The sequence below is a fragment of the Blastococcus sp. SYSU D00820 genome, from assembly GCF_054050695.1.
This window is the reverse complement of record NZ_JBJGZW010000002.1, coordinates 123058-149678: the sequence shown is the minus strand read 5'-3', so window position 1 is coordinate 149678 and position 26621 is coordinate 123058. Positions and strand designations below refer to the sequence as shown.

Below are 26621 nucleotides of genomic sequence, written 5' to 3'. Positions count from 1 at the left end.
ATCGAGCAGACGGGACGCACGGGTCCACTGTGCGCCTCGGACGCCGCGACGTCAACCGACCTGTCCCAACACGTGGACTGCGTGTCGCAGGTCATGGGACGACGGCGGCGCCGACCAGCACGGCGGGGTCGAAGCCGTCGACCACCCCGGCCAGCTCCTCGGCGGGCACCGGCCGGCCGAGCAGCCACCCCTGCAGGTACCGGCAGCCCAGGTCCATGAGCAGCGCGGCCTGCGCCGGCGTCTCCACCCCCTCCGCGACGACGTCCATCCCCAGGGTGCGGCCGAGGTCCACCACGCTGCCGACCAGCGCGGCGGCCCGCGCGTCGTGCTCGACGCCCGAGACGAACTCGCGGTCCATCTTCAGCACGTCGACCGGCAGCCGGGCGAGGTAGGCCAGCGAGGAGTAGCCGCGGCCGAAGTCGTCGAGGGAGATGACGCACCCGAGGTCGGACAGCTCGGCCAGGCAGGCGCGCAGCAGCTGCTCGTCGTCCAGCAGGACCGACTCGGTCAGCTCGATCATGAGCAGCCCCGCGGGCAGCCCGGAGCGGGCCAGCGCGCGGGCGACGTCCTCGGTCAGGCACCCGGCCTGGACGTGCAGCGCCGAGACGTTCACGCCGAGCTTGAGGTCCCGGCCGCCGGCCACGAGGCGGGCGTGGTCGGTCGTCGCGCGCCCGAGCACCCAGCGCTGCAGCGGCACGATCAGCCCCTCGTCCTCGGCCAGTCCGATGAACTCGTCCGGCGCGATCGGGCCGAGCTCCGGGTGGTCCCACCGGACGAGCGCCTCGACGCCGAGCACCCGCCCCTCGGCCCAGCCGACCACCGGCTGGTAGACGACCCGCAGCTGGTCCGCCTCGAGCGCGCCCGGGAGGTCGCGGGCCAGCCGGCTGCGGCGGCCCATCGCGCTCACGATCTCCTGGCCGGAGGCCCGGACGCCGTTCTTGCCGTCGGCCTTGGCCGCGCGGAGGGCGAGGTCGGCCTCGCGCATGGTGTCGGAGGGGGCGCCGGCGGGGTCGATCTCGGCGACGCCGACGCTGCACGACACCCGCAGCGGCGGCCCCGCGACCGGCGCCTCCCCCGGTGCCGCGGGCTCGCCGGCGAACCGGTGGGTCCGCGCCAGCAGCGGCACCAGCCGCTCGGCCAGCGCGATGGCCTCGTCGGGGTCGGCGTCGACGACGATCGCGAACTCGTCGCCGCCCAGGCGCGCGACCAGGTCGCCCTCGCGCGCCGCGTCGCGCAGCACATGCGCCACCTCGACGAGCAACCGGTCCCCCGCGTCGTGCCCGGCCACGTCGTTGACCGACTTGAAGCCGTCGAGGTCGAGCAGCAGGACGCAGGACCGCCGTCCGCCGGCGGCCCGGGCCCGCGCCGCCTGCAGCGCCACCATGAACCGGGCCCGGTTGGGCAGGCCGGTGAGGGAGTCGGTGTAGGCCATCCGCTCGAGCTCGCGCTGGGTCGCGCTGCGCTCGGAGACGTCGCGCAGGTGCAGGACCAGCCCGGTGTCCCCGCTCCCCGCCTCGCCGGCCGCCGCCGCCCCGACGACCTCGATGTCCCGCGTCGCGCCGCCGGTGCGCAGGCGCAGCACGGCCGGCAGGTGGTCGGCCGCGGCCTCACGGACCGCCGCGGCGACCGGCGGCCGGTCCGCCTCGTGCAGCAGGTCGGTCAGGGGCCGGCCGAGCAGGTCGGCGGGCTCCGCCCCGAGCTGGCCGGCCACCGCACCCTCCGCGCTGGCCACGCGCCCGGCGTCGTCCAGGACGAGCGTGGCGGCGTCCCCGCTGTGCACCAGCGCGCGGAACCAGCCCTCGGTGCGCTGGAGCCGGCGGGTGAGCCGGTGCGCGTCGACCGCCCAGAGCAGCGTGCGCGCCGACGTGAGGACGACGAGCAGCACTCCTCCCGCCGCCTCGACCGGCTCCGGCGCCCGGCCCGTGGCCGCGGAGCCGGCGAGCACGACGAGCACGGCCGCGGCGGCGACGTGGGCGACGACGCCGCCGCGCAGCGGCAGCGTGCGGTGCACCGGGCCGGGGTCCGCGGCCGGGACGGCGTCCGCGGCGGCCGCGCAGGCGGCGGTGGCCAGCATGCCGAGCCAGGCGAGCACGGTGAGCACCGAGGAGCCGGTGTCGCCGAGCGTGCGGCCCAGGGCGCCGGACACGGCCACCACGGCCATGCAGACGTAGCAGGCGAGCAGCCAGGTGGCCGCCCGGCGGCGGGGCGCCGCCACGGCGGTCACGGTGACCAGCCCGACGCCGCACAGGACGGCCCCCACGGCCGGATAGCCGACGGTGATGAGGCCGCGCGCCGCGTCGGTGGCCACGCCGAGCACCCCGCCGAGGAGCACGTGACCGAGCACGGCGACGGCGAGGGTGACGACGGCGCCGTCCAGCAGGACGCGGGAGCCGACCCGGCGGCTGCGGCGCGGCGGCATCAGCAGCAGCGCGGCGGCGATGCCCAGCGGTACCGCCACGAGCATGGGCAGGTCCTCGGGGCCACCGGCGGCGAGGTCCCGGCTGCCGCTCCGGGCGGTGGCCAGTGCCTGCCCGGACGCCAGCAGCGCGGCCGCCACGGCCAGGACGGCCCACGGCCGGCCGGCGCGCCCGCCCAGCCGGCGGGCACGGCGGGCCAGCTCGGCGGCCGCGGCGCCGGAGGCGAGGGCCAGGCAGACGGGCACCAGCCACGGCGGCGGCGACCCGGCCAGTTCCAGGACGGTCGTGCCGGTGCCCAGCACGGCCGCCAGTGCGAGCGCGACGCCGGTCGTCGCCGTCCGCCGGGCGGAGGGCACGACCCCGGTCATCGGGAGCCGACCAGCCCGGGCCAGAGGCTGCCGGCGCCGGTCGCGAGCAGCTCCCGGAGGTCGGCCGGCCGCATGGGCCGGGCCAGCAGGAAGCCCTGGGCGAAGCCGCAGCCCAGGCCGCGCAGGACACCGAGCTGGGCCGGCGTCTCGACGCCCTCGGCGACGATGTCCAGGCCGAGCGCGCGGCCGATCGCGACGATCGACTCGCACAGCGCGCGGCTGCGCGGATCGCGGTCGATGCGGGTGACCAGCGCCCGGTCGAGCTTGAGGATGTCCAGCGGCAGCCGGGTCAGGTGGGTCACCGACGAGCCGCCGGTGCCGAAGTCGTCCAGCGCGACGTGCACGCCCATCAGCCGCAGCGCCTCCACGTCGGCGGCGACGTCGTCGCCGTCGGCCAGGAGCGTCGCCTCGGTGATCTCGAGGATCAGCCGCTCGGGCGCCAGCCCGGTGCACCGCAGCACCGACGCGACGTCGCCGACCAGGGTGCGGGCGGCCACGTGGGCGGCGGAGATGTTGACGCCCAGGCGCAGCGGCGCCCCGGTGCTCGGCAGCTCCCCCACCACCGTGGCGGCCTGCTCCAGCGCCCAGCGCTGCAGCTCGACGATGACACCCGCCCGCTCGGCGATCGCGACGAACTCCGCGGGCGGGACGTCGCCGAGGTCGGGGTGCCGCCAGCGCAGCAGCGCCTCCACGCCCACCACTCGCTGCTCCTCCAGGGAGACGATGGGCTGGTAGGCGACGGACAGCTCGCCGCGCGCGGAGGCACCGGGCAGGTCCTCGCGGAGCCGGGCCCGGCGGGCCGCGGCGTAGCCGAGGGCCGGGGTGTAGCGGGTGGCCGTGCCCGGGCCGTCGCGGCGCGCGGCCCCGACGGCGAGCTCGGCGTGCTCCATGACGTCGTGCACCGCCATGCGGGCGGTGATCGGCACGATGCCGACGTTGCCGCTGAGGTCGTAGATCCCGGCCGAGGTGAGCACCGGCTGCTCGACGACCGACAGGCAGCGGTCGGCGAGCTGGTCGGTGACGGCGTCGTCCCCCGTCGTCAGGACGGCGAAGGCGTCGCCCCCGAGCCGCGCGACGAGGTCCTCCCCGCGCACCGTGGCCCGCAGCCGGCGCGCCAGCTCGGCGAGCACGCTGGTCGCGAGATCCCGCCCGGCGTCCTCGCGCACCAGCGCCAGCCCGTCGACCTCGATGAGCAGCAGCGTGCGCCCGTCGGCGGTGCCGGTGTCGAGCGCCTGCTGCAGCACCCGCGCGCAGCCGGCCCGGTTCGGCAGCCCGGTGCTGGGGTCGGTGAACGCGACGTCCTCGAGCCGCTGCTCGCGCTCGTGCCGCTCGGTGGTGTCGCGGCAGTGCAGCACCACGCCGCGCACGTCGGGGTCGTCGCGCAGGTCGGCGACGCTGGCCTCGACGTAGCGCCAGGTGCCGTCGGCGTGCGGCAGGCGCAGGGTGAGGATCGACGCGGGGGTGTCCGCCGGCGCCGGCCCGTGCAGCGCCCGGACCAGCGGCAGGGCGTCGCCCTGGTGCGCCAGGGCCAGCAGGTCCCGGCCGATCGTGGCGCCCGGGGTGCAGCCCAGCAGCGTGTCGCTGGTCGGCGACGCCCAGACGATGCGCAGCTCGCCGTCGAGGATGAGGACGGCGTCGCTGCTGGACCACACCAGCGAGCGGAAGTAGGCCTCGCTGCGCCGCAGCCGGGCGCCGAGCAGCTGCTCGTCGCGGGCGGTGACACAGCGGTGCACGGCCGACAGCGCGACGCAGACGACGGCCCCGAGCGTGGAGACGGCGCTGGGCCGGGAGCCGAGCAGGTGGATCGACCCGACGGCGACCACGGCGACGAACATGGCCACGTGCGGCAGCACCTGGCCGAGCTGGGTCGAGCGCCCGGTGCGCTCGCGGTCCGGGCCGGCCGCGGAGGGGCCGGGGTCGGCGAGGGCGGCGAGGACCATCAGGGCCAGGCCGCCGAGGCCGAGCAGCCGGCCGACGTCGGTGGGCACGGTGGCGCCGGAGAGCATGGCCGAGGTGCCCAGGGCACGCCCGGCGGTGAGCAGCAGCGCGCCGGCCAGCAGCAGCGTGGCCATCCGCTGCCGGCGGCCCTCCACGGAGGCGAGCAGGACCAGCGCGGCGACGACGAAGGAGGCGTTGGCCACGACCGCGACGGGGACGACCAGCTGCTCGGCGGGCGTCAGGCCGGTCCACCCGCCGTCCGGGCCGAGGACCAGCAGCTGCACGCCGATCAGGCAGGCGACGGCGAACAGCGCGGTCTCGACGGCGCCGCGGGCGCCGGTGCGCAGCCGCTGCGGCCCGACGAGGGTGAGGACGCCGAGCGCGGCCAGCAGGTAGCCGGGGACGGCCGGCAGCCAGTGCAGCAGGACCTCCTGCACCGGACCGCTCGGGGTGACGGCCGTGTTCAGGACGTAGCCGCCCAGGGGGCACAGCGGGGCGAGGGCGATCAGCCGCCAGCCGCGCAGCCCGCGGCCCCCGCGCGTGGCGGCGCACCGCCACAGGACGACCGAGGAGAGCAGGCCGGAGCCGACGACGACGGCGTCGGCCGACCGGCTCCACCCCGGCACGAGTGTGGCCACCGTGCAGGCCACGACGGCCAGCACGGTGCTCGCCAGGAGCCACCACCTCTGCCTGTCCACACCGCTGGAGTCGGCACGGGCACCCGTGCTCTCCAGCGGCGTGGACCGCGGGTCACTCCAAGGGGGTGAGGTGGCGCCCTCGCAGGGACCCGCCGCGAGCCTGCGAGGGGCGGGGGGCGAGGGGGCCCTTTACCCGCAGATGGCGCCGTTCGCCGCGGAGCCGACGAGCTTGGCGTACTTGCCGAGCACCCCGGTCGTGTAGCGCGGGGGCAGCGGCGCCCAGCCCTGGCGGCGCCGGGCCAGCTCGTCCTCGTCGACCAGCAGGTCGAGGGTCCGGGCGGCGAGGTCCAGCCGGATCCGGTCGCCGTCCTGCACCAGCGCGATCGGCCCGCCGTCGGTGGCCTCGGGGGCGACGTGGCCGACGCACAGGCCGGTCGTGCCGCCGGAGAAACGCCCGTCGGTGAGCAGCAGGACGTCCCTGCCCAGCCCGGCGCCCTTGATGGCGCCGGTGACGGCGAGCATCTCGCGCATGCCCGGGCCGCCGCGGGGGCCCTCGTAGCGGATGACCACGACGTCGCCGGCCTTCAGCGTGCCCTCGGTGACGGCGTCCATCGCGCCCTGCTCGCCGTCGAAGACGCGGGCGGTGCCCTCGAAGACGTCGGCGTCGAAGCCCGCGGACTTCACGACCGCGCCCTCCGGGGACAGCGAGCCACGGAGGATCGTGAGGCCGCCGGTCGTGTGGATCGGGTTGTTCATCGCGTGCACGATCGTGCCGTCGAGGTCCGGCGGGGCGATCTCGGCGAGGTTCTCGGCCATCGTCCTGCCGGTGACGGTGAGGGTGTCGCCGTGCAGCAGGCCGGCGTCCAGCAGCGCGCGCAGCACGACCGGGACGCCGCCCACGCGGTCGATGTCGGTCATGACGAACCGGCCGAAGGGCTTGACGTCGGCCAGGTGCGGCGTGCGGTCGCCGATCCGGTTGAAGTCGTCGAGGGTCAGCTCGACCTGCGCCTCGTGCGCGATCGCCAGCAGGTGGAGGACGGCGTTGGTCGAGCCGCCGAGCGCCATGACGACGGTGATGGCGTTCTCGAACGCCTCCTTGGTCATGATCTGGCGCGCGGTGATGCCCTTGCGCAGCAGGTTCACGACGGCCTCGCCGGAGGCGACGGCGAAGGCGTCGCGGCGGCTGTCGGGCGCCGGCGGGGCGGCGCTGCCGGGCAGGCTCATGCCGAGCGCCTCGGCGACGCTGGCCATGGTGTTGGCGGTGTACATGCCGCCGCAGGAGCCCATGCCCGGGCAGGCGGCGCGCTCGACGGCGGCCAGCTCGTCCTGGCTGATCAGCCCGCGGGCGCAGGCGCCGACGGCCTCGAAGACGTCGATGATCGTGAGGTCGTCGCGGTCGCCGAGCTTCCCGGGCAGCGTGGACCCGGAGTAGAGGAAGACGCTGGCGAGGTCGAGGCGGGCGGCGGCCATGAGCATGCCGGGCAGCGACTTGTCGCAGCCGGCCAGCAGCACCGAGCCGTCGAGGCGCTCGGCGAACATGACGGTCTCGACCGAGTCGGCGATGACCTCGCGGGAGACCAGCGAGGCGCGCATGCCCTCGTGCCCCATGGAGATGCCGTCGGAGACCGAGATCGTGCCGAACTCCAGCGGGAACCCGCCGGCGGCGTGCACGCCCTCCTTGGCCCGCTTGGCCAGCCGGTCCAGGGAGAGGTTGCAGGGGGTGATCTCGTTCCACGACGAGGCGACGCCGATCTGCGGCTTCTCCCAGTCGTCGTCCCCCATGCCCACCGCGCGCAGCATCGCGCGGGCCGGGGCCTTGGTGATGCCGTCGGTCACCTCGCGGCTGCGGGGCTTGACGTCGGCGGTGGTGGTGGAGGGGTCCTCGACGGTCGTCACGTCCGGCGATGTTAGGCGCGCGCGCAGCCCGCGGGGAGACAGCGCTGATACTGGTGGTGACACCACCACCGAGGAGCCCTCCGTGCCCACCCCGCTGCGCCGCGAGCTCGGCGAGTTCCTGCGCTCGCGACGACGCCAGGTCGACCCGGCGACGGCCGGCCTCCCGGCGGTCGGCGCGCGCCGGGTGCCGGGCCTCCGCCGGGAAGAGGTCGCCCTGCTGTCGGGGGTCAGCCACACCTGGTACACGTGGCTGGAGCAGGGCCGCGACATCCACCCGTCCCGCCAGGTGGTGGACGCGCTGGCGCGGACGCTGCGGATGTCGGCCGCCGAGCACGAGTACGTGCTGCGGCTGACCGGTCACGGCTCGCCCGCGCCGGCCGGCGGCGAGGCGGGCATGCCGGCGCACGTGCAGCGGCTGCTCGACGCGCTGGACCCCTCCCCCGCCTACGCCATCACCGCCAGCTGGGCGATCGTCGGGTGGAACGCCGCCTACGAGCGCTTCTACCCCGGTGTCGCCGCCGCGGCGCCGGGCGACCGCAACCTGCTCTGGCTGGTGTTCACCGATCCCGCCGTCCGGGCGCTGCTCGACGACTGGGCGGCCGACAGCCGCCGCTTCCTCACCCAGTTCCGCGCCGAGGTCGGCGCGCGCCTGCAGGACCCCGAGGTGGTGGCCCTGCTGGCCCGCCTGGAGGCGGCCAGCGAGCACTTCCGCTCCGGCTGGGCCAGCCACGACGTCGACCGGTTCAGCTCCGGCGAGCGCCGCTTCCACCACCCGGTGGTCGGCCCGCTGCTGCTCGAGCACCACCAGCTGACCCCCGCCGACGCCCCCGGGGTGCAGGTGGTCGTCTACACCGCCGCGCCCGGCAGCGAGACCGCCGAGCGGCTCCTCCGGCTGGTCGGCTGAGCCGGTCTGGGAGCATCGGGAGGCGTGTCAGCCCCTGCGCGCCTGCGGATGAGCCGTTCCGCGCTCCTGCCCGTCGTCCTGCTCCTCATCTGCGTCGTCCCCGCCGCCACCGCCACGCCCTGGGCGCTGCTGCTGTTCGTGGTGCCGATCGCGGTCGCCGCGTGGGTGCTGCGGGTCGGCGTCGACCTCGGCGACGACGGGGTCACGGTGCGCTCGCTGCTGTCCGCGCGCCGGGTGCCGTGGTCGCAGGTGGCCGGGATCCGGGTGGGCGAGCGCGGCGACCTGTGGGTGGTGACCACCGGCGGCACCGAGGTGCGGCTGCCGGTCCTCCGGGCGCGCGACCTGCCCCGGCTGGCCGCCGCGTCCGGCGGGCGCATCCCGCTGCCCTCGACCGCGGCCTGACCGCGCTAGGGGCCGGCCAGCCACGCCAGCAGCCGGCCCCGCGACCAGCAGCGCGCGACGGTCTCGACGTGCCGCGCGGCCCCGTCGAGCAGCGTCACGCCGACCAGGCTGTGGCCGGAGGCGGGCCGGTCGCCCAGCGTCGGCACGCCGGGGGCGACCCCGACGCCCTCCGCCGACACCCACGCGACCGGCCGGCCGGCCGCCGCCTCCCCGAGGCGGGCGAGGAAGCGCGGCCGGCGCTGCGGGGACAGGCGCGACAGCGCCCACGTGGTGGTGACGACGGGCAGGGCGTGCGCGGGCACCCGGGCGAGGGCCTCGGGCAGCACCTCGACCGGGTCGCCGCGCACCGGCGCGGGCGGATCCGCCGCCAGCAGCGCCACCTCCGCGTCGAGCCCGGCGAGCCGGTCCGGCTCGTGGGCGGCCCGCAGCCGGCGGACGTCGTCGGCATCGGTCGGGTCGAGCGGCGCCCGGTCGACGACGACCCGGGCGACGACCTCCGGCACCGCCCGCGCCGGCACCGGCCGCCGCCCCACGAGCGCGGCCGCGTGCTGCACCGGGGATGCCGGGTCGCCCAGCACCAGCCGGTCGCCGTAGGTGATGCCGACGCGGTCCAGCGTGAGGTTCAGCCCGGCCGGGCGGCCGACGTCGACCAGGCCGACGGCGGCAGCGCCGGCGACGCGCGCCGCCTCGGCGACCGCCGGGTACAGGACGGCGCAGCGTCCGCGCTGGTCGTGCACTAGTAGTCGCCCACCACGTTCTCCAGCGGCCGGCCCTCGAGCAGCCGGGCGAGCTGGGCGGTGACCGCGGCCGCCGCGCGCTCGTCGGTGTCCGGCACGACGCCGGCCACGTGCGGGGTGAGCAGCAGGCCCGGGGCCCGCCAGAGCGGGTGACCGGCGGGCAGCGGCTCGGGATCGGTGACGTCGAGCGCCGCGCGCAGCCGGCCGCCGGTCAGCTCGGCCAGCAGCGCGTCGGTGTCGACCAGCTCCCCGCGGGCGACGTTGACCAGCAGCGCCCCGTCGCGCATCCGGGCGAGGAAGGCCGCGTCGGCCAGGCCGGCCGACTCCGGGGTGAGCGGGAGGGCGAGGACGACGACGTCGGCCTCCGGGAGCAGGGCGGGCAGGTCGGTCACCGGCCGCACGCCGTCCCGCGCCGTCCGGGCGACGAGGGTGAGGTCGACGTCGAAGCCGGCCATCATCCGGGCGATCCGCCGGCCGATGTCCCCGGCGCCCACGACGACGACCCGCGCCCCGACCAGGGTGCGCTCGACCGTCACCTCCCAGCGGCCGACGTCCTGGGTGCGGGTGTACGCGGGCAGGCCGCGCTGCGCGGCGAGCACGGCGGCGACCACCCACTCGGCGGTCGCCGCGGTGTGCGCGCCGCGGGCGTTGCACAGCACCACGCCGTCCGGCAGCCGGCCGGTGAACCGCTCGGCGCCGGCGCTGAGCAGCTGCACCAGCCGCAGGTGCGGCAGCGCCGCGAGGAACGCCGGATCGGGCACGGGCGCGCCGCCGCGGGGCACCCAGACCTGGGCGAGGGCGGCGTCGCCGCTCGGCGGCGGATCGCCCGGCAGCATGCGGTGGCCGCGGACCCGCGGATCCACCGCCTCCACCGCCCGCACGAGCGAGGTGGACGGGACCAGGACGTGCAGCGTCCCCTCGACGGAGAGGACCGGACCGGAGGGCGGCACGGGGACCGACCCTAGGCCTCTTCCCGGCCCGCGCACGTACTGTTGCTCGGGTGGGGCGCGCGCGGGGACGACGGACGGCTCGGCTGGCGGCCGCGCTCCTGACGGCCACCGTGCTCACCGCCTGCGGCAGCGACGGCTACGAGCCGGCCGGCGACTTCCGCCCGCTGCCGGAGGGCCCGCCCCCGCAGGTCTCCCCGCCGTCGAACCAGGCGGAGACCCCGCCGCCGGGCACGCCGCCCGAGCAGTCCGAGGGCGGCGACCCGATCGACCCCAACGTCGTGGCCACCGGGCTCACCGTGCCCACCGGCCTGGTGCTGCTGCCCGACGGCACCGCCATCGTCGGGGAGCGCGAGACCGGGCGGCTGCTGCAGGTCTTCCCCGACCGCTCCCCCGCCCGCGAGCTCATGACGGTGCCCGGCATCGACACCGCGGGCGACGGCGGCCTGCTCGGCCTGGCGCTCTCCCCGACCTATGACGAGGACGGGCTGCTCTACGCCTACGTGTCCACCGCGACCGACAACCGGGTGGTGCGCTTCCCGATGGGCGGCACCCCCAACCCGGTGCTGACCGGCATCCCGCGCGGCGAGATCCACAACGGCGGGGGGCTGCTGTTCGCCGCCGACGGCACGCTGTTCGTGGGCACCGGCGACACCGGCAACCCGGCGCTCGCCCAGGACCCGGTCTCGCTGGCGGGCAAGGTGCTGCACATCGACGTCTTCGGGCAGCCGGTGGACGGCGGGTTGATCTACAGCCGCGGGCACAGCGACGTCCCGGCGCTGTGCCTGGCCGGTGACGACACCCTCTACGCCACCGACGAGTTCGCCACCGAGGACGACGAGCTCGACGTCGTCGAGCAGGGCGGCGACTCCGGCTGGCCCGAGGCCGGCGCCTCGGCGTCCGAGCCGGTCATCGCCATCGACGGCGCGGCCGGCGGGCTCGGCGGCTGCGGGGTCGCCGGGCCGACGGTCTACCTCGGCGCCCTGGACGGCCAGCGGGTGTACGTGGTCACCCTCGACGGCAGCGGCGCCCCGGTCGACGTCCCCGAGGAGCTGCTGTCCGGCGAGTACGGCCGGCTGCGCACCGTCGTCGTCGAGCAGCAGACCGGCGCTCTGTGGATCACCACGTCCAACCGGGACGGCATCGGCACCCCGGCCGAGGACGACGACAAGGTGCTGCGCATCCTGCCGCCGGGGGCGTCGGGCGACTCGCCGCTGTGACACTGCGGCCCTACCGGGCCGCACCGCGGCCCGGTGCCGTACCCCTGTCGCGCTGAGCCCCTCCGGCGCGCCGTGGGCACGTCGGCCGGAGCGGCCCGATCGCGATCCGTAGAGGATCCCGACCGGGCCGCGGCGTCACTCCGCCAGGACCCTTTCTTCCAGCATCCGCTTCACCGTGGGGGCGTCGGCCTTGCCGCGGGTGGCCTTCATGACCTGGCCGACCAGCGCGCCGAGGGCCTGCACCTTGCCGCCGCGGACCTTCTCCACGACGTCGGGCGCCCCGGCGATCGCGGCCTCCACGGCGGCGACCAGCTCGTCGGACTCCCCCATGACCGCCAGCCCGCGGGCCTGCACGACCTCGGCCGGGCCGCCCTCGCCGGCGAGCACGCCGTCGAGCGCCTGCCGGGCCAGCTGGTCGTTGACCGTGCCGGCGGCGACCAGCTGCGTCAGCTCCGCGACCTGCGCCGGGGTGACGGCCAGCTCGGTGAGCTCGACGCCGGCGTCGTTGGCGCGGCGGGCGAGCTCACCCAGCCACCACTTCCGGGCGTCGGCCGGGGTGGCGCCGGCGGCGACGGTGTCGGCGACCAGGCCGAGGGCGCCGGCGTTGACCAGCCACGCCATCTCGGTGGGCGTGATGCCCCACTCCTCCTGCAGCCGCGCGCGGCGGGCGGCCGGGAGCTCCGGCAGCTCGGCCGCGAGCTTCTCCACCCACTCGGCGTCCGGCGCCAGCGGCACCAGGTCGGGCTCGGGGAAGTACCGGTAGTCGGTCGCCTCCTCCTTGCTGCGCCCGGGCGAGGTGGAGCCGGTGTCCTCGTGGAAGTGCCGGGTCTCCTGCAGCACCCGCCCGCCCTCGTCGAGGACGGCGGCCTGGCGGCGCATCTCGAAGCGCACCGCGCGCTCGACCGACCGCAGCGAGTTGACGTTCTTGGTCTCGGTGCGGGTGCCCCACTCGAGGCTGCCGTGCGGCGCCAGCGAGGTGTTCACGTCGCAGCGCAGGCTGCCCTGCTCCATGCGGACGTCGGAGGCGCCCAGCGTCTGGATGATCTCGCGCAGCTCGGTGACGTACGCGCGCGCGACCTCGGGGGCCTTGGCGCCGGCGCCCGGGATCGGCCGGGTGACGATCTCCACCAGCGGGATGCCCGCGCGGTTGAAGTCGACCAGCGAGTGGGAGGCGCCGTGGATGCGACCGGTGGCCCCGCCGACGTGCAGGTTCTTGCCGGTGTCCTCCTCGAGGTGCACCCGCTCGATCTCCACGCGGTAGGTCTCGCCGTCCACCTCGACGTCCAGGTGCCCGGCGGTGCACAGCGGCTCGTCGTACTGGCTGGTCTGGAAGCCCTTGGGGATGTCCGGGTAGAAGTAGTTCTTCCGCGCGAACCGGCTCCAGGAGGCGATCCGGCAGCCCAGCGCCAGCCCGATCCTGATGGTCGCCTCGATCGCGGCGGCGTTGGCCACCGGCAGGGACCCGGGCAGGCCCAGGCAGACCGGGCAGGTCTGGGTGTTGGGCTCGGCGCCGAAGGTGGTCGAGCAGCCGCAGAACATCTTCGACTCGGTACCCAGCTCGACGTGGGTCTCCAGGCCGATGACCGGCTCGTACCGGGTGAGGACCTCGTCGTAGTCGACCAGGCGCTCGGTGCTCATGGGGTCTCCTCCTCGGAGGCGGGGGGCACCGGGCCGGCCGGCGTGGTGCGACCGGTGACCCAGGCACCGAGGCCGGTGAGGACCCCCAGGACGATGAAGACGGCGAAGACGGCGCGGCCGGTGACCAGCCACAGCACGATGCCGGCGACGACGACGAACGCGGTCAGCGCCCAGGCGGCCTTGAGCGCGCCGTTCACGCCGGGCTCCCCGCCACCGGCGCGCGGCCGGCCAGCTCGTCGAGCAGGCGGTGCCCGCGTGCCGAGTCGAGCGCGGCCTCGACGGCGGCGGCGACCTTGTAGCAGCGGTCGTCGGACAGCGCCGGCGCCATGATCTGCAGGCCGACCGGCAGCCCCTCGGACAGCCCGCACGGCACCGAGATCGCCGGCAGCCCGGCCAGGCTCGCCGGCAGCGTGCACAGGTCGGCGGCGTACATCGCCAGCGGGTCGTCGACGCGGGTGCCCAGCGGGAAGGCGACCGTCGGCGTGGTGGGGCTGACCAGGACGTCGACGTCGGCGAAGGCGGCGGTGAAGTCGCGGGTGATCAGCGTGCGCACCTTCTGCGCCTGCCCGTAGTAGGCGTCGTAGTAGCCCGCCGACAGGGCGTAGGTGCCGAGGATGATGCGGCGCTTGACCTCCGGCCCGAAGCCCTGCTCGCGGGTCAGCGCCATGACCTCGTCGAGGTCGTGCTCGCCGTCGTCCCCGACCCGCAGGCCGAAGCGCATGCCCTCGAACCGGGCCAGGTTGGACGACGCCTCGCTGGGCGCGATCAGGTAGTAGGCCGGCAGCGCGAGGTCGAAGGAGGGGCAGGAGACCTCGCGGACCTCCGCGCCCATGCCCTCCAGCAGCTGCACCGCCTCGGCGACGCGCTCGAGCACCCCGGCCTCGTAGCCGTCGGTGTGCCCCTCCCCGCCGAGCTCGCGGACGACGCCGACGCGCACGCCGGACAGGTCACCACCGGCACCGCGGCGGGCGCACTCGGCCAGCGGCGGCAGCGGGGCGTCGATGCTCGTGGAGTCGCGCGGGTCGTGCCCGCCGATCGCCTCGTGCAGGACGGCGGCGTCGAGCACCGTGCGGGCCATCGGGCCGGCCTGGTCGAGGCTGGACGAGAAGGCGATCAGCCCGTAGCGCGACACCGAGCCGTAGGTGGGCTTGTGCCCGACCAGGCCGGTGACGGCGGCCGGCTGGCGGATCGAGCCGCCGGTGTCGGTGCCCAGCGCCCAGGGCGCCAGCCCGCCGGCGACCGCGGCCGAGGAGCCACCGGAGGAGCCGCCCGGGATGCGGGCGAGGTCCCACGGGTTGCGGGTGACCCGGTAGGCGGAGTTCTCCGTCGACGAGCCCATCGCGAACTCGTCCATGTTGGTCTTGCCCAGCAGCACCGTGCCGGCGTCCTTGAGCCGGCCGGCGACGGTCGCGTCGTACGGCGGCCGCCAGCCCTCGAGGATCCTCGAGCCGCTGGTGGTGGGCACGCCCTCGGTGACGAAGACGTCCTTGAGCGCCACCGGCAGGCCGGCCAGCGGGCCGAGCTCCTCGCCGGCGGCGCGGGCGGCGTCGACCGCCGCGGCGCGCTGCAGCGCGGCCTCGCCGTCGACGTGCAGGTAGGCACCGATCGCGCCGTCCTCGGCGGCGATGCGGTCCAGGTAGGCCTGGGTCAGCTCCACCGAGCTGAGCTCACCGGCGGACAGCCGGCGGCCGAGCTCGACGGCGTCGGTCTCGGTCAGCTCGCTCACTGCTCCTCCCCCAGGATGCGCGGCACGCGGAAGCGGTCGTCCTCGGCGGCGGGCGCACCGGCCAGGACGACGTCGCGGGGCAGGCTCGGCGTCGCGACGTCGGCGCGCAGCACGTTGGTCAGCGGCACCGCGTGCGTGGTCGGCGGGACGTCCTCGACGTCGGCCTTGCCGACCTGGGCAACCGCGTCGAGCACCGCGCCGAGCTGGCCCGCGAAGCGCTCGAGCTCCTCCTCGGTGAGGGCCAGTCGGGACAGGCGCGCCAGGTGCGCGAGGTCCTGCGGCCCGAGGCCGGCGGTCCCCTCTGGGCTGTTGGTGCTCATGCTGTGGCCGTACTCCACTCCTGTGGCGCCGCGCGGAACGAGACCCGCACGGCCAGGGACTGCAACCCCGTCACTGTACGTGGGCAGGCCGACGCGCCGTCCCGGACGAGGACCGCGCGTGGGCTGCTCGACCCCGCCCCCGCCCATGGGGGAAGCTGGTCCCCTCCGATCGACGCCGATCGACTCCGCACTCGACGCCGCCCCGGAGGGTCTGCCGTGTCCTATCTCCTGCGCCTGGTCGTGCCCGACCGGCCCGGCATCCTCGGCGCGGTGGCGACCTCGCTGGGCACCGCCGGGATCGACATCGTCTCGGTCGACGTGCTGGAGCGCGGAGGTGGCGTGGCCGTCGACGACATCGTCGTCGACCTCCCGTCCGACCGGCTGCCCGACAGCCTGATCACCGCCGCGCAGGCGATCGAGGGCGTGCAGGTCGAGTCGCTGCGCCCGTTCGCCGGCCCGCTGGACACCCACCGCGAGCTGGAACTGCTCGAGGCGCTGGCCCGCGCCGGCGAGGACACGGCGGTGAAGCTGCTGGCCGCGGAGCTGCCCCGGGTCTTCCACAGCGGCTGGGCGGCGGTGCTCCAGACCGGGGACGGCGGCGCGGTCGAGGTGCTCGCCGCCTCGGACGCCGCCCCCACCCTGGACGGCGGGCTGGCCCTGCCCTGGCTGCCCCTCGAGGCGCCGCGGCTGCTGCCCAGCGAGGACGACTGGCTGCCCGAGCGGTGGCGCGAGATGGCCATCGAGATGATGGCGGCACCCTTCGGCGACCCGCGCACCGCGGTGCTGCTGGGCCGCTCCGGTGGCCCGGCGTTCCGGCGTTCGGAGCTGCTGCGGCTGGTGCACCTGACCGGGATCGCGGCGACCGTCACGCACCTGCCGCCGGTCTGATCCCGGACCTCTCGTACCGCCCTGACCTGCCCTTTTCCTCTTGCAGCGTCATCTAATCGAACATATGATCGAACGCATGACGGCGGCCGGACCCACCACGAGCGACCCCGCGGTCGGGTGGGCGTCCGGGCCGCTGGGCGCGGTCCAGGCCGCCGCCCGGGAGATCGCCCGGCAGTCCGCGGTCCAGGCCCGCGCGGTCGTCGAGTTCGCCGCCACCCGGCCGGCCTCGGCCGACCGCCCAGCCGGGACGAAGGGGGCGATGTCGGCATCCCGTCGCGCCGCCCGGCCGGACGTGCTCACCGAGGTGAGCGAGTGGGCGGCGCAGGAACTGGTGGTGGCCCTGTCGATCTCGTCGCGGGCCGCCGAGGACCTGCTGGTCCGCTCGCTCACGCTGGCCCAGCGCCTGCCGGCCACCCTCACCGCGCTGGAGGAGGGGCGCCTGCACGTCGGGCACCTCGCCCCGCTGCTCGACCACGTCGCGCCGGTCACCGACGACGCGCTGCGCGCCGGGATCGAGGAGGAGGTACTGGCCTGGGCCGGCCGCCGGCACCGCGTCACCACGCCGGGCCAGCTGCGCGACAAGGTCCGGCGGGTGGTGCTGGCTCGGGATGCCCGGGCGGCCGCCCGGAAGCTGGAGGCCGCGCTCCGCGACCGCGGGGTCTCGCTCCGACCGGACGCCGACGTCGCCGGGATGGCGACGCTGAGCGCGTACCTGACCCTTCCCGAGGCCCGCGCGGTGCAGGCCGTGCTCGGCGCCTACGCCGACGCCCTGCCCGACGACCCCGACCGCCCCGCGCGCAGCCGCGGGCAGAAGATGGCCGATGCGCTGCTCGACCTCGTGCTGCGTCCCGGCGAGCACGGCATGGCCCCGGTGCAGGTACAGCTGCTGGTCGCCGCCTCCGTGCCCACGCTGCTCGGGGGCGACGCCCCGGCCGAGGTCGACGGGCACGTGGTGCCGGCCGAGATGGTCCGCGACCTGCTGCGCGCGCTCGGGCTGCTCCCCGAGCCCGACCGGCCACCCGCGGACCCCGCGCCCGGCACCGGCACCGGCACCGACACCGGCACCGACGAGGTCCCCGACGCCGACACGCAGATCCGGCTCTGGGAGGCGCAGTTCGCTGCCGGGACCGACCTCCCCGACCCCGCCGACGCACCATCCACGATCCCCGACCACGTCCTGCGGCAGTGGGCCGAGGAGCCGGCCGCCGAACGCGCGGAGGTCGGCGCACTCCTGCCCGCGGAGGGATCGGCCGGAGCCCCTGACCCCGGCACCGGCCCCGGATCCGCTCCGGGCAGCGGCGGCAGCACCGGCTGGTGGGCCGAGGCCGACCGCGCGGTGCAGACCACCGGCACCGCTCTCCACGAGCTGGTCGGCGCCCTCGGGCACGCCCAGCGCCTGGTGACCACCGCCGAGGCCACGGACGCCGCCGACGAGACGGTGCACACCGCCTCTCCCGCCGGACAGGTCAGCGCCGCTCCCGACGCGATCGCCGCGGCACGCGCCGCAGCGGCCACCCAGCGGGCGGCACTCGCCGACCTGCTGCTCCGCAGCGGGGGCGGCGGGCTGGCCGACCGGCCCCGGGGTCGCCCTCACGCACGCGCTGTCGGGCACGCTGCTCGCGCTCACCGATGTGGCCGGGATGACCCGCGCCGCCACCTGCGGCCGTCCGGCCTGCCGCCGCCGGCCGGCGCGCTGCGACCACGACCTGGGCAACCGACCCGGCCTCGGGCCGCCGGCTCCCACCGACGGCTACCGCCCCGCCACCGCACTCGACGGGTACCAGCGTGCCCGTGACCGGCGCTGCCGCTTCCCGGGCTGCCGGATGCCCGTGGCCGCCGGCGGCGAGCTCGACCACGACCACCCCTACGCCGAGGGCGGCCCGACCGCGGCCGCCAACCTGGCCGGGTACTGCACCCCGCACCACCGCGGCAAGCACCAGGCACCCGGCTGGGCCAGCGGGCTGGCCCCTGACGGCACCCTCACCGTCACCACCCCGAGCAGCCTGGCCGCGGTCACCGAGCCGCCGCCGTTCTGACCGGTGCGGCCGCGCGGGCGGCGGGCGACGGGCGGGTCAGTTCTCGGCGGCCGGCGTCTCCGCCGCCTCGCTGCCGTCGCCGATCGTCGCGACCGCGCGGGCGGCCTCGGGCCCCTCGTCGAGCAGCACCCGGAAGCCGTCGTCGGAAAGGATCGGCGCCTTGACCTGCACGGCCTTGTCGTACTTGCTCCCCGGGTCGGCACCGACGACCACGAAGCCGGTCTTCTTGCTCACCGACCCGGTCACCTTGCCGCCGCGCTCCTGGATCGCCGCGATCGCCGAGTCGCGGCTGAAGTCCCGCAGCGAGCCGGTGACCACGACGGTGACGCCGGTCAGCGGACCCGGGCCGGCGGCCTCCCCCTCGTCGGCCATCCGCACCCCGGCGGCCCGCCACTTCTCCACGACCTCGCGGTGCCAGTCGACGGCGAACCAGTCGCGGATCGACCGGGCGATCGTCGGGCCCACGCCGTCGGCGGCGGCGAGCTCCTCCTCGCCGGCCTCGGCGATCCGGTCGATCGAGCGGAAGTCACGGGCCAGCGCCTGGGCGGCGGTGGGGCCGACGTGCCGGATCGACAGGGCGACCAGCACCCGCCACAGCGCGACGTCCTTGCGGGTCTGCAGGTTGGCCAGCAGCTTCTGGCCGTTGGCCGAGAGCGTGCCGTCCTTCTTGGTGAAGAACGCCGACCGCTCCAGCTTCTCGGCGTCGAGGAAGAACAGGTCGCCCTCGTCCTGCAGCAGCCCGCTCTCGAGCAGCGCGATCGCCGCCTCGTAGCCCAGGTTCTCGATGTCGAACGCGCCGCGCCCGGCCACGTGGAAGACCCGCTCCCGCAGCTGCGCGGGGCACGAGCGGGCGTTCGGGCAGCGGATGTCGGCGTCGCCCTCCTTCTCCGGCCGCAGCTCGGTGCCGCACTCCGGGCAGTGCGTCGGCATGACGAACGGCACCTCGTCGCCGGTGCGCGCGGCCACGACCGGCCCCAGCACCTCGGGGATGACGTCGCCGGCCTTGCGGATGACGACGGTGTCGCCGATCAGCACGCCCTTGCGCTGCACCTCGCTGGCGTTGTGCAGGGTGGCCAGCTGCACGGTCGAGCCGGCCACCTTCACCGGCTCCATGTACGCGAAGGGGGTCACCCGGCCGGTGCGGCCGACGTTGACCCGGATGTCGAGGAGCTTGGTGGTGGCCTCCTCCGGCGGGTACTTGAACGCGATCGCCCAGCGCGGCGCCCGCGAGGTCGAGCCCAGCCGGCGCTGCAGCGCCACCTGGTCGACCTTCACCACCACGCCGTCGATCTCGTGCTCGACCGAGTGCCGCTGCTCGCGGTAGCGCTCGATGTAGGCCCACACCGCCTCGAGGTCGTCGACCACCTCGACGCGGTCGCTGACCGGCAGCCCCAGCTCGCGCAGCCGCGCGTAGGCCGCCGACTGCCGCTCGGGCTCGAAGCCGGTGCGCGCGCCCAGCCCGTGCACCACCAGGCGCAGCGGGCGGGACGCGGTGACCTTCGCGTCCTTCTGCCGGAGGGACCCGGCGGCGGCGTTGCGCGGGTTGGCGAACGGCGCCCGGCCCTGCTCGACCATGCCGGCGTTGACGTCGGCGAAAGCAGCGACCGGGAAGTAGATCTCGCCGCGCACCTCGAGCAGCGCGGGGACGTCGTCGCCGGTGAGGGTCTGCGGGACGTCGCGCATGGTGCGGACGTTGGCCGTGACGTCCTCCCCCGTCACGCCGTCGCCGCGGGTGGCCGCGCGCACCAGCCGGCCGCGCTCGTAGACCAGGTCGACCGCGACGCCGTCCACCTTCAGCTCGCACAGGTAGCTGGCCGCGTTGCCGACCTCCCGCTCGACGCGGGCGGCCCAGGCGGAGAGCTCGTCGCTGCTGAACGCGTTGTCCAGGCTCTGCATCCGCTCCAGGTGCTGGACCGGCGAGAACGTGGCGGTGAAGCCGCCGTTGACCTTCTGGCTCGGCGAGTCGGGGGTGACCAGCGCCGGGTGCGCCGTCTCCAGGGCCTTGAGCTGGCCCATGAGCTCGTCGTACTGCCCGTCGCTGACGAGCGGCTCGTCGCGCACGTAGTACGCGAAGGCGTAGCGGTCGAGCTCCTCGGAGAGGTCGCGGTGGCGGGTGCGGACGTCGTCGGGCACCTCGGTGAGGTCCTCCCGGTCGGTGGCCGCGGCGACCTGCGGGGTGTCGAGTTCGGCGTCCGTGCTCACGCCGGAACGGTAACCGGCGGGTACGACGACGAATCGGGAGCGACCCGGTCGGGTGTCACTCGGGTTGCAGGTACTTCGCCGCCTCGCGCACGTGCGTGAGCGCCTCCCGCGCGTAGCCCGGGGTGGCACCGGCCAGCCCGCAGGCGGGGGTCAGCGTGACCGCCCCGGCCAGCCGGTCGGCCGGGAAGCCGAGCTCCCGCCACCAGGCCTGCAGCCGGCTCGCGGTCGCCTTGGGCCGGGGCAGCACGGCGTCGGTACCGGGGACGACGCCGAGCAGCAGGTGGGTGCCGGCCTCGACCGCCTCCCCCACGGCGTCGAGGTCCTGCACCAGGCCGTGGTCGAGCGAGACGCCGGCCGCGCCGGCGGCCCGGAACAGCCCCAGCGGCGCCCGCGGCGCGCAGCAGTGCACGGCCACCGGGCCGGGCAGCGCGCCGAGCATCCCGCCGAGCTCCTGCTCGACCACCTGCTCCGGGACGGCGGGCAGCTTGCCGAACCCGCTCACCGTCGGCAGCGCGCCCTGCAGGACGGCGGGCACCGACGGCTCGTCCAGCTGGACGACGACACGGGCGCCGGGCACCCGGGCGGCCACCTCGGCGGCGTGCTGGGCCAGCCCCTCGGCGAGGGACTGCGCGAGGTCGCGCCGGGCCCCGGCGTCCACGACGGCGCGGTCACCGCGGGTCCGCTCGAGCGCGGCGGCGAGGGTCCACGGGCCCGCCGCCTGCACCTTCAACGGCCCGGTGTAGCCGTCGGCGACGTCGGTGAGGGCGTCGAGGTCGCGGGCGAGGAACTCGGCTGCCCGGCGCTGGTCGATCCCCGACCGCGGCACCAGCCGCCACCCGGCGGGGGTCAGCTCGACGGCCAGGTCGACCAGGAGCGCCGCGGTGCGGCCGACCATGTCGGCGCCGGCGCCCCGACCCGGCAGCTCGGGCACGTGGGCGAAGCCGGGCAGCTCGCCGGTGACGATGCGCACCGCCTCGACCGGATCCCGGCCGGGCAGCGACCCGACGCCCGTGGCCGGGCCCCAGGCCGGTGGCGGGGTGGGGTCGGCGGCGGGCGGTTCTCCGGACGGGACGGGCTCGAGCGGCGGCACCACGTCGGCGACGGTAGTCCGCCGCCGGAGCCGCCCGGCGACGTCGGTCAGGGACGCCACTCCGGCCGGTGCTCCGGGTGGCCGCAGTACGGCAGGGCCAGTGCGCGCAGCACCGCCGCGCCGTCCGTGCTCGCCGCGGCGGACTCCACGAGCAGCCGCCGGGCCGCGCACTCGGCGAGCACGCGCTCGGGGTCCCAGCGGGCGATGTGGTGCGCGGCCGGCTGGTCCATCGGCTGCCGCCACGGCCCGCAGGCCACGGGCTCGGAGGTGCCGTCGAGGAAGACCGCGTCGCCGGCGCCGCTCCAGTACCAGCCGGCGACCTCGCGGCCGGCCACGACCCGCACCGCCGCACGGGCGGCCTGCTCGTCCTCGGCGATGCGGGCGAGCATGAAGGCGGTCAGCCCGGCCGTCACGCCGGCCGGCGCGCGGCGGCCGCGACGGCCGCCTGGCCGAGCACCAGGTCACCGTGCTCGGGGTCGGGCAGGTAGAGCACCGCCGACTGCCCCGGCGCCACCCCGCGCTGCACCTCGGCGAGCAGCAGCCGCAGGCCGCCGTCCTCCCCCGCCGTGACCTCGCACGCCACCGGGGCGCCATGCGCCCGGAGCTGCACCTGCGCCGCGAACGGCAGCGCGGGCGCGGCGGCGGTCCAGGTCGGCGGCGCGGTGCGCACCTCGTCGACGCCGGCCAGGTCGGCGGTGCCGATGGTGACCGTCCGGCTGACCGGCTCGATGCCGAGCACGTACCGCGGCCGCTGGTCGCCGACGCTCACGCCGAGCCCGCGGCGCTGGCCGACGGTGAACCCGTAGGCCCCCGAGTGCTGCCCGACCGTCGCCCCGGTCGCGGCGTCGACCAGCGGGCCGGGCTGCTCGCCCAGCCGGCGGGCGAGGAAGCCGCGGGTGTCGCCGTCGGGGATGAAGCAGATGTCGTGCGAGTCCGGCTTGGCCGCCACGCCGAACCCGCGCTCGGCGGCGATCTCGCGCACCCGCCGCTTGGTCATCGACCCCAGCGGGAAGACCGCCCCCGCCAGCTGCTCGGCGGTGAGGACGGCGAGCACGTAGGACTGGTCCTTGGCCGCGTCGACCGAGCGGCGCAGCTGCCCGCCGGCCAGCCGGGCGTGGTGGCCGGTGACCACGGCGTCGAAGCCCAGCGCCCGCGCCCGGTCCAGCACCGCCGAGAACTTGATCTTCTCGTTGCAGCGCAGGCACGGGTTCGGCGTGCGGCCGGCGGCGTACTCGGCGACGAAGTCCTCGACGACGTCCTCGGTGAACCGCTCGGCGAGGTCCCACACGTAGAACGGGATGCCGAGCTCGTCGGCGACCCGGCGGGCGTCGTGCGCGTCCTCGACGCTGCAGCAGCCGCGGGCGCCGCTGCGCAGCTGCTGCCGGTCCGGGGAGAGCGCCAGGTGCACGCCGGTGACCTCGTGCCCCGCGTCCACGGCCAGCGCCGCGGCCACCGCGGAGTCCACCCCGCCGCTCATGGCGGCCAGGATCCGCACGGTCAGCGCCCCGACCGGGCCCGGCGGGCGCGCTCGACCACCGGCCCGATGACCTCGAGCAGCGCGTCCACGTCGGCGTCGCCGGACGTCGAGCCGAGGCTGAACCGCAGCGAGCTGCGCGCGCGGTCCGGGTCCGCGCCGACGGCCAGCAGCACGTGACTGGGCCGGGCCACCCCGGCGCTGCAGGCGGAGCCGGTCGAGCACTCGACGCCGCGGGCGTCGAGCAGCATGAGCAGCGCGTCGCCCTCCGCGCCGGGGAAGGACAGGTGGGCGTTGCCGGGCAGCCGCCCGGGGCCGCCGGCCACGACGTCGTCCAGCGGTGCGCCGTTGAGCTGCACGTCGGGCACCTGGGCCACCACGCCGGCGACCAGCCGGTCGCGCAGCGCGGCCAGCCGGCGGGCCCGGGGCTCGCGGCCGGTGATCGCGGCGTCGACGGCCACGGCGAGGCCCACGATCGCGGCGACGTCGAGGGTGCCGGAGCGGACGTCGCGCTCCTGGCCGCCGCCGTGCAGCAGCGGCATGCACTCGGCGTCGCGGCGCAGCAGCAGCGCGCCGGCGCCCATCGGCCCGCCGAGCTTGTGCCCGGTCATGGTCAGCGCGTCGACGCCGCTGGCGCCGAAGTCCACCGGCACCTGGCCGACCGCCTGCACCGCGTCGGTGTGCAGCGGCGCCCCGACGGCGTGCGCGACCTCGGCGAGGGCGGCCATGTCGCTGACCGTGCCGATCTCGTTGTTGGCCCACATGACGCTGACCAGGGCGACGTCCTCGCCGTTTCCCAGCGCCGCCCGCAGGGCCTCCGGCGTGACCCGGCCGGTGGGCTCCACGGGCAGCCAGGTGACGTCGGCGCCGTCGTGCTTGGCCAGCCACTCGACGCTGTCGAGGACGGCGTGGTGCTCGGCCGGGCTGGCCACGATCCGCCGCCGGCGGGAGTCGGCCTCCTGCCGGCCCCAGAACAGCCCCTTCACGGCGAGGTTGTCGCTCTCGGTGCCGCCGGCGGTGAACAGCACCTCCGACGGCCGGGCGCCCAGGGCGGCGGCCAGCCGCTCGCGGCTCTGCTCGGCGACGCGGCGGGCGGCCCGGCCGCTGGCGTGCAGCGAGGAGGCGTTGCCCACCCGGCCCAGCTGCTCGGTCATCGCAGCCAGCACCTCGGGGAGCACCGGCGTGGTGGCCGCGTGGTCGAGATACGTCATGACGGAGCAAGGGTAGTCGCGGCGGCTGCGGGCGCCGGGGCCCCGGCCGGGTGCCGGGCCGGGTCCTGCGCCCGGCCGGCCACCAGGGCACCGGCCAGCGCCGGCAGCACCAGGAAGCCCCCGGCCACCAGGACGGCGGCGGCGAACGGCACCGCGCCGGCCGACGCGGCCGCCACCAGCACGCCGACCAGCCCCACGCACAGCGCCGAGCCGGTGACGTCGGCGATCTGGACGGCGGCGGAGTCGGCGCCGCGGCGCTCCTCCGGCGACTGGTCGAGCAGCAGCACCCCGATGCTCGGCATGCCCAGCCCCATGCCGAGGCCGGCCACCGGCCAGGTCAGGTAGGTCACCCAGCCCCCGACGCCCGGCACCGCCACCAGCGCCGTCCCCGCCAGGCCGACGGCGACCAGCACGAAACCGATCCGCAGCAGGCGGGCGCGCGACACCCCGGGGTACCGGCCCTGCAGCTGGGAGGCCAGCGACCAGCCCACGGCGGCGGTGGTGAGCGGGATGCCGGCGGCGGTCGGGCTGTAGCCGTGCAGCGCGGTGAGCCCGAGCGGCAGCAGCGCGTCCATGCCGAAGAAGGCGCCGGCGAGCAGGCCGCGCGAGGCGACGACCGTGGGCAGGCCCCGGCCGGCCCGCACGGTCCCGGCGGGCAGCAGCCGGGACAGCCCGGCGGCCAGGGCGAGGGCCCCGGCGACGGCGACGGCGATCGCGACGCCGTCCAGCCGCTGCCCGGCGTACTGCAGCCCGCCGATGCCCAGGCCGGCCAGCACCGCCCACCAGCGGCGCGACGCGGTACCGGCCGCGGCCCCCGCCTCCGGCACCGGGAGCACCCGGAGCGCGGGCAGCACCAGCAGCAGGCCGGCGGCGATCAGCGGCAGCAGGCCGAGGAACACCCAGCGCCAGCCGACGTGCGTGGTCACCAGCCCGGACACCAGCGGACCGAGCAGCGCCGGCAGCACCCACGCCGCGGAGAACGCACCGAACAGCCGCGGCCGCAGCTGCGGCGGATAGGCCTGGCCCGCGACGACGTACAGCGAGACGGCGATCAGCCCGCCGCCCAGGCCCTGCACCGCCCGGCCGGCGACGAACAGCGCCATCGAGCCGGCCAGGCCGCCGGCGAGCAGCCCGGCGGCGAACACCGCGACGCCGGCCAGCAGCGCCACCCGCGAGCCGCGCCGGTCACCGACCTCCCCGCCGGCGACCATCCCGACCACGGAGGTGACGAGGAAGGCGCTGAACGGCCACGCGTACCAGGCCAGCCCGTCGAGCTCGGCCACGGCCGTGGGCATCGCCGTCCCGACCGCCATGGCCTCGAAGGCCACGAACGTGACGAGCATGAGCAGCCCCGCCGTCCGCAGCCGGTATTGCCGGGAGAACACCCCCGGGGGGCGAGACGGTTCCACGTCCTCGGCCAACCCCGCTCCCCTCCTCGTGCTTCCGGACCGGCCCCGACACGCCGCGAGCGCCGGCCCCCGGACGGGGACCGGCGCTCGCAGTGAGCTGCTGGAACGGTCTCGCTGCAGGGTCCCGCGGCCCGCGTCAGCGGGTCGCGGGGGCAGCGAGGTCCGCTTACTTGCGGGCGGTGATGAGCTCGGTGGCCTGCGGGACGACGACGTTGAGGTCGCCGACCACGCCGAAGTCGGCCAGCTCGAAGATCGGGGCCTCGGGGTCCTTGTTGATGGCCACGATGGTCTTCGAGGTCTGCATGCCGGCGCGGTGCTGGATGGCACCGGAGATGCCGACGGCGACGTAGAGGTTCGGCGACACCGTCTTGCCGGTCTGCCCGACCTGGAAGCTGTGCGGGTAGAAGCCGGAGTCGACCGCGGCGCGCGAGGCACCGACGGCGGCACCGAGCGAGTCGGCCAGGCCCTCGATGATCGCGAAGTTCTCCGCCGAGGCGACGCCGCGGCCACCGGAGACCACGATCGAGGCCTCGGTGAGCTCGGGGCGGGAGGACTTCTGCTCCACGACCCGGTCGACGACCTTGACGGCCTTGGCGGCGTCGGAGATCGAGACCGCGACCTGCTGCTCGGTGCCGGCGGCCGGGGCCGGCTCGGGGTTCACCGAGTTGCCGCGCAGCGTGTAGATCGGCGTCCCGGCGGTGACCTTCGAGTGCACGATGACCTGGCCGGCGAACGCCGCCTGGGTCGCGGTGCCGTCGGCGGTGATCTCGGTGACGTCGGTGAGGAAGCCGCTGCCGGTCTTCACCGCGAGGCGGGCGGCGATCTCCTTGCCCTCCGGGGAGGACGGGATGAGCACCGCGGCCGGGCTCTTCTCGCCGACCAGCTGGGCCAGCACCTCGGCCTTGGGGGCGACGAGGTAGGCGTCGACGTCCTCGGACTCGGCGACGTAGACGGTGGCCGCGCCGTACTCGGCCAGCTGCTCGCGGACGCCCGCGGCGGTGCCGGGGGCGGCGATCACGACGGCCGAGGGCTCACCGAGCGCGCGGGCCGCGGTGAGGGCCTCCAGGGTGGTCTTGCGGACTCCGCCGCCGGCCGGGTTGAGCTCGGCCAGGACCAGGACCTCTGCCATGGGGTTGTCTCCTCTTCCTTCGATCCGGGCC

The 26621-nt window shown here is 76.5% G+C and carries 22 protein-coding genes; 6 read left to right on the top strand and 16 right to left on the bottom strand.

Annotated elements, in window-relative coordinates; genetic code table 11:
• Positions 1–91: 91 nt before the first annotated feature.
• The 3 genes from ACI79R_RS04655 to ilvD form a co-directional block, all read right to left on the bottom strand.
• Positions 92–2785, bottom strand: coding sequence for a putative bifunctional diguanylate cyclase/phosphodiesterase (locus ACI79R_RS04655; protein WP_456572410.1), 2694 nt, complete (start codon positions 2783–2785; stop codon positions 92–94).
• Positions 2782–5421, bottom strand: a complete 2640-nt coding sequence (locus ACI79R_RS04650) for a putative bifunctional diguanylate cyclase/phosphodiesterase (protein WP_456572409.1) — start codon at positions 5419–5421, stop codon at positions 2782–2784. The genes ACI79R_RS04655 and ACI79R_RS04650 overlap by 4 nt, the downstream gene beginning before the upstream one ends.
• A gap of 129 nt (positions 5422–5550) precedes the next feature.
• Positions 5551–7257, bottom strand: coding sequence for a dihydroxy-acid dehydratase (gene ilvD, locus ACI79R_RS04645; RefSeq protein WP_456572408.1), 1707 nt, complete (start codon positions 7255–7257; stop codon positions 5551–5553).
• 82 nt (positions 7258–7339) lie between these two features.
• Here ilvD and ACI79R_RS04640 point away from each other — a divergent pair, with 82 nt between their 5' ends.
• Together ACI79R_RS04640 and ACI79R_RS04635 are read left to right on the top strand one after the other, a co-directional pair.
• Positions 7340–8161 (top strand): helix-turn-helix transcriptional regulator, encoded by an 822-nt coding sequence (locus tag ACI79R_RS04640; protein WP_456572407.1) that lies wholly within the window; start codon positions 7340–7342, stop codon positions 8159–8161.
• A 24-nt stretch (positions 8162–8185) separates the two neighbouring features.
• On the top strand, positions 8186–8563 hold the full coding sequence (locus ACI79R_RS04635) for a PH domain-containing protein (RefSeq protein WP_456572406.1): 378 nt from the start codon (positions 8186–8188) through the stop codon (positions 8561–8563).
• Positions 8564–8568: 5 nt separating this feature from the next.
• On the opposite strand, the gene ACI79R_RS04630 is transcribed toward ACI79R_RS04635, so the two are convergent.
• On the bottom strand, positions 8569–9300 hold the full coding sequence (locus tag ACI79R_RS04630; protein WP_456572405.1) for a DUF2332 family protein: 732 nt from the start codon (positions 9298–9300) through the stop codon (positions 8569–8571).
• A complete protein-coding gene (locus tag ACI79R_RS04625; protein ID WP_456572404.1) occupies positions 9300–10250 on the bottom strand; it encodes an NAD(P)-dependent oxidoreductase in 951 nt (316 codons plus the stop codon). The genes ACI79R_RS04630 and ACI79R_RS04625 overlap by 1 nt, the downstream gene beginning before the upstream one ends.
• Positions 10251–10300: 50 nt before the next feature.
• On the opposite strand from ACI79R_RS04625, the gene ACI79R_RS04620 reads away from it, so the two are divergent.
• Positions 10301–11467 carry a PQQ-dependent sugar dehydrogenase gene (locus tag ACI79R_RS04620; RefSeq protein WP_456572403.1) on the top strand — a complete coding sequence of 389 codons (1167 nt, stop codon included), beginning with the start codon at positions 10301–10303 and terminating at the stop codon, positions 11465–11467.
• A gap of 135 nt (positions 11468–11602) precedes the next feature.
• On the opposite strand, the gene gatB is transcribed toward ACI79R_RS04620, so the two are convergent.
• From gatB to gatC, 4 genes are read right to left on the bottom strand one after another with little or no spacing between them, the layout of a single operon-like run.
• Positions 11603–13105: an Asp-tRNA(Asn)/Glu-tRNA(Gln) amidotransferase subunit GatB gene (gatB, locus tag ACI79R_RS04615; protein ID WP_456572402.1), complete on the bottom strand. Its 1503-nt coding sequence runs from the start codon at positions 13103–13105 to the stop codon at positions 11603–11605.
• Positions 13102–13302, bottom strand: coding sequence for a hypothetical protein (locus ACI79R_RS04610; protein ID WP_456572401.1), 201 nt, complete (start codon positions 13300–13302; stop codon positions 13102–13104). Before ACI79R_RS04610 ends, gatB begins: the two co-directional genes overlap by 4 nt.
• Positions 13299–14831 (bottom strand): Asp-tRNA(Asn)/Glu-tRNA(Gln) amidotransferase subunit GatA, encoded by a 1533-nt coding sequence (gatA, locus tag ACI79R_RS04605; RefSeq protein ID WP_456572400.1) that lies wholly within the window; start codon positions 14829–14831, stop codon positions 13299–13301. Before gatA ends, ACI79R_RS04610 begins: the two co-directional genes overlap by 4 nt.
• The gene (gene gatC, locus ACI79R_RS04600) at positions 14828–15151 is read right to left on the bottom strand and encodes an Asp-tRNA(Asn)/Glu-tRNA(Gln) amidotransferase subunit GatC (RefSeq protein WP_456572399.1); all 324 of its coding nucleotides are present in this window, start codon (positions 15149–15151) and stop codon (positions 14828–14830) included. The genes gatA and gatC overlap by 4 nt, the downstream gene beginning before the upstream one ends.
• A 216-nt stretch (positions 15152–15367) precedes the next feature.
• Between gatC and ACI79R_RS04595 the strand changes: the two genes are divergently transcribed.
• The 3 genes from ACI79R_RS04595 to ACI79R_RS04585 all read left to right on the top strand — a co-directional run bounded on the left by ACI79R_RS04595 (position 15368) and on the right by ACI79R_RS04585 (position 18075).
• Complete coding sequence (locus ACI79R_RS04595; protein ID WP_456572398.1) at positions 15368–16039, top strand: ACT domain-containing protein; 672 nt, start codon at positions 15368–15370, stop codon at positions 16037–16039.
• A 76-nt stretch (positions 16040–16115) separates the two neighbouring features.
• Positions 16116–17834, top strand: a complete 1719-nt coding sequence (locus ACI79R_RS04590; RefSeq protein WP_456572397.1) for a DUF222 domain-containing protein — start codon at positions 16116–16118, stop codon at positions 17832–17834.
• Positions 17835–17862: 28 nt separating this feature from the next.
• On the top strand, positions 17863–18075 hold the full coding sequence (locus tag ACI79R_RS04585) for an HNH endonuclease signature motif containing protein (RefSeq protein ID WP_456572396.1): 213 nt from the start codon (positions 17863–17865) through the stop codon (positions 18073–18075).
• Positions 18076–18111: 36 nt separating this feature from the next.
• Here ACI79R_RS04585 and ligA read toward each other — a convergent pair whose 3' ends face one another.
• The 7 genes from ligA to ACI79R_RS04550 form a co-directional block, all read right to left on the bottom strand.
• On the bottom strand, positions 18112–20277 hold the full coding sequence (gene ligA / locus ACI79R_RS04580; RefSeq protein ID WP_456572395.1) for an NAD-dependent DNA ligase LigA: 2166 nt from the start codon (positions 20275–20277) through the stop codon (positions 18112–18114).
• A 55-nt stretch (positions 20278–20332) separates the two neighbouring features.
• A complete protein-coding gene (locus tag ACI79R_RS04575) occupies positions 20333–21370 on the bottom strand; it encodes a methionine synthase (RefSeq protein ID WP_456572394.1) in 1038 nt (345 codons plus the stop codon).
• Positions 21371–21414: 44 nt separating this feature from the next.
• On the bottom strand, positions 21415–21780 hold the full coding sequence (locus tag ACI79R_RS04570) for a DUF6221 family protein (RefSeq protein ID WP_456572393.1): 366 nt from the start codon (positions 21778–21780) through the stop codon (positions 21415–21417).
• On the bottom strand, positions 21777–22862 hold the full coding sequence (gene mnmA, locus ACI79R_RS04565) for a tRNA 2-thiouridine(34) synthase MnmA (protein ID WP_456572392.1): 1086 nt from the start codon (positions 22860–22862) through the stop codon (positions 21777–21779). Before mnmA ends, ACI79R_RS04570 begins: the two co-directional genes overlap by 4 nt.
• Positions 22863–22864: 2 nt before the next feature.
• Positions 22865–24052, bottom strand: coding sequence for a cysteine desulfurase family protein (locus tag ACI79R_RS04560; protein WP_456572391.1), 1188 nt, complete (start codon positions 24050–24052; stop codon positions 22865–22867).
• Complete coding sequence (locus ACI79R_RS04555) at positions 24049–25461, bottom strand: MFS transporter (RefSeq protein WP_456572390.1); 1413 nt, start codon at positions 25459–25461, stop codon at positions 24049–24051. Before ACI79R_RS04555 ends, ACI79R_RS04560 begins: the two co-directional genes overlap by 4 nt.
• Before the next feature lie 166 nt (positions 25462–25627).
• The gene (locus ACI79R_RS04550; RefSeq protein ID WP_456572389.1) at positions 25628–26590 is read right to left on the bottom strand and encodes an electron transfer flavoprotein subunit alpha/FixB family protein; all 963 of its coding nucleotides are present in this window, start codon (positions 26588–26590) and stop codon (positions 25628–25630) included.
• Positions 26591–26621 lie beyond the last annotated feature (31 nt).

Excerpts from the sequence above, each read along its gene's own strand:
- ACI79R_RS04655 (WP_456572410.1), bottom strand. The coding sequence starts at position 2,785 with ATGACCGGGGTCGTGCCCTCCGCCCGGCGGACGGCGACGACCGGCGTC.
- gatB (WP_456572402.1), bottom strand. The coding sequence starts at position 13,105 with ATGAGCACCGAGCGCCTGGTCGACTACGACGAGGTCCTCACCCGGTAC.
- gatC (WP_456572399.1), bottom strand. The coding sequence starts at position 15,151 with ATGAGCACCAACAGCCCAGAGGGGACCGCCGGCCTCGGGCCGCAGGAC.
- ACI79R_RS04590 (WP_456572397.1), top strand. The coding sequence starts at position 16,116 with ATGACGGCGGCCGGACCCACCACGAGCGACCCCGCGGTCGGGTGGGCG.
- ACI79R_RS04585 (WP_456572396.1), top strand. The coding sequence starts at position 17,863 with ATGCCCGTGGCCGCCGGCGGCGAGCTCGACCACGACCACCCCTACGCC.
- ACI79R_RS04560 (WP_456572391.1), bottom strand. The coding sequence starts at position 24,052 with ATGACGTATCTCGACCACGCGGCCACCACGCCGGTGCTCCCCGAGGTG.
- ACI79R_RS04550 (WP_456572389.1), bottom strand. The coding sequence starts at position 26,590 with ATGGCAGAGGTCCTGGTCCTGGCCGAGCTCAACCCGGCCGGCGGCGGA.